Here is a 2,704-nt window from a genome sequence, read left to right as displayed (position 1 = left end):
TAAAAGTGATATCATATCCTCCATACCTCCTTTAGGTAGTTGAGCCTGTATGGAAGGTTAGAAAACACAGATTAAAACGCACTATTACAATTATTTTCAACTACCAGATGTAATACTAACGTAGAAACACATCTAGTATATCCATTAGCACATACCAAACACTCCCAATTAATAAACATTTGAGACCCGCACGTAGCAACCAATCTGGAAGGTAAAGACCTTTCCTTTTCAGCAATTTAATCCCTAAAATAGAGACTCCTGTCACACCATACACAACTCCTAACTCTCCAATGATTGTCATGTTAATCCCATCCTTTTGGTTTAATAGACAAATTTCCCTTACGATCCTTATAAAGTTGATACTCATCCAACAATTCATTCCATGAGACCGGATACTCATCACCGTACAAATCCTCTTCGATTTTTTGACTCAAATAATAATAACCTTTGTATTGTCGGTCTAAATACACTTCATGACGTACCATGTGTTCTCGTATTGCTGAAATATCTTCTTCTCTTTTAGTATCCCGGTACATCTGACGTAATGATTTTGAAGAATACAGATAAGGGGTACTATATAACATCTGATAATAACTCATGTTGTCTCACCATCCATATAGATTTCTAGATACACTAAATACATATGATGAGGATTCATTTTTTCGAATTTGTACCTCAAAAAAATACAAAAATACGCCATTTCCATTTTAGAATGACGTTCGATAATAAATTACCCTTTTTTAATCATATTTTTATTAATTAATAAAATCTTATATAAATATAAATCTTATATATATATTAAAAATATAAAGATAAAACTTATATAGGGCTAATAAATAGGATTTTATCCTTACTGTAACAAGGGATTTGAGTATGCGATAGCGTAAAAAATCATAAACAGCAAAATCTAACAGCAGAAAATTAACCATTAGTAAGGTATAAAACCTACAAATAATCATAAATAAGATCACGTATTTCTACATAAAAAATGAAACAAATTGATGCATTGTTAAATATATTTATTCAAGTGCTAAATTTTCAATTCATCCACTGTATGTCCACAATTTTATAATATTTACTCACAAAATATTCACAATCTAGGCTAACTAATCAACATAATTAGAATTTGTCACATTACTCACATAAATATTGATGATTTTTGATAGGTGAAGTACTAAAATCCATTTATTTCAATAATAATTGCATCATATTATTCACATTAGGCTCTAATTATCTACTTACCCACGAAATTTAATGTTTTTCTTATGATTTTTTGTAGATATTTGTATGCATTTTAGATAAAAATAGCGTGTTTATTGAAACATAGATGTGGAAAATTAGTTAATTGTAGTACAGCTGTGTATAGAAATGCATAAAAAAAGACTCTATTATGAATAGAATCTAGTAAAGGTATCTATGTGAAGAAATCAGTAGAGGGCTTCTTTTGAATGGAACCAACACGAATAGCCCTCTATTTATAATTTTTTCAAAAATAGAGAGCGGAGTATTATTAATTTTTTTCTATTACCTCAAGTACTTGTTCAGCTGTGGTTACTTGAATCCCAGCGCGTACTAATTGTTCAAATGTACGCATAAACGTAATCAAATTGAACTCATCCGGTACTTCAATAACGCGAAGCTTTTCTTTAGGTAGTCGATCTATCTTTTCAATGAACAATTCGCGAACATCACTCGGAATAAATCGATCTTTATGTCCTCTTGTTTTTAGAAGTTCACGTATTTCTATTTCTAAAGCCATATAAGCATTTAGATTTGCACCTTGTTCATAGGCGTACTTTCTAAACAATGTTTCTTCTTGATATTTTAGATAGTTACGATGATATGATTCCTCTGTAACAGGTACAGCAAATTTGGATTTTAGTAACTCATATGTTTTACGGAACAACTTTTTGATGTTTCGAAGAGAGTACATAGAGAAATGCAATCCAAAATCAAATACAGCTTGCTCCTTTTTTTCTTTTGGAACATGTTGTCCAATAAGAGGGTAAATACCTTCTTTTGCCGCTGTATCAAGAATTTGATATTGTGATGTTTGATTCAATAGTTTTTTCAGCGTATACACTAACTTACTTGGATATTCTTCATTACGATCTATCATGTCACGTAAGCCGCGAATGACAATTCGAATTTGTCGATGACAAGTGTACTTAAGTACATGAATAAATTTATTCATGTCTTGTGCAAATTCACCGATATTCAGTTCTTGTAACACAGATTCAATAAATCGAGCTTTTCGTGCATACGTAACCTTTGGCGTGAATGGATCGCGATACTGTACTTCTCCAGCTTCTTTTGTACATAAGAAATCTGTATGTAAGGATAGATATAACGTCGTATATCTTTTTTTATTTTTAACCCCTTTTTGTAATTTGCAAATTTTGAATAGGGGAGTCCCTGTACATGGTAATGCAGTTGTTAATTCTGTCATAACCGCACGGATTTGATGTGGGTATTTCTTATGTAAAAAGCGGTACATCCCTCCAAAATGAGTTGTATTTCCTCTTTCATCTTGTTTATCTAAGGAACGTTTAAGAGTCGTTTCGCTGTGCTGTTGCATAGCAATGTCCAAGAATAGTTTCTTAGCCGCAACTGAAAGCTCAAAGAAAGCCTTGGTAAATACGACTGGGCTAATATAAACATAGGAATTTGCCTTTTCAGTTTCTTCGTTCATAAAATGAGTGAG

At 31.7% G+C, this 2,704-nt stretch carries 3 protein-coding genes; all 3 read right to left on the bottom strand.

Features of this window, described 5'->3' with window-relative positions; translation table 11 throughout:
- Positions 1-115: 115 nt before the first annotated feature.
- A complete protein-coding gene (locus tag BPMYX0001_RS27660) occupies positions 116-301 on the bottom strand; it encodes a hypothetical protein (RefSeq protein WP_003203313.1) in 186 nt (61 codons plus the stop codon).
- Position 302: 1 nt separating this feature from the next.
- On the bottom strand, positions 303-599 hold the full coding sequence (locus BPMYX0001_RS27655; protein ID WP_033799497.1) for a phage protein: 297 nt from the start codon (positions 597-599) through the stop codon (positions 303-305).
- A gap of 911 nt (positions 600-1,510) precedes the next feature.
- Positions 1,511-2,704 (bottom strand): hypothetical protein (locus BPMYX0001_RS27650; RefSeq protein ID WP_033799496.1); only part of this gene is annotated, 1,194 nt, incomplete at its 5' end.

It is taken from the genome of Bacillus pseudomycoides DSM 12442 (assembly GCF_000161455.1).
Lineage (GTDB): Bacteria > Bacillota > Bacilli > Bacillales > Bacillaceae_G > Bacillus_A > Bacillus_A pseudomycoides.
Note: the sequence above shows the minus strand (reverse complement) of the source record. Positions and strands in the feature narration are given on the sequence as shown.

Bases quoted from the DNA above. Each gene is read 5' to 3' on its own strand.
- BPMYX0001_RS27660 (WP_003203313.1), bottom strand. From the start codon at position 301: ATGACAATCATTGGAGAGTTAGGAGTTGTGTATGGTGTGACAGGAGTC.
- BPMYX0001_RS27655 (WP_033799497.1), bottom strand. From the start codon at position 599: ATGAGTTATTATCAGATGTTATATAGTACCCCTTATCTGTATTCTTCA.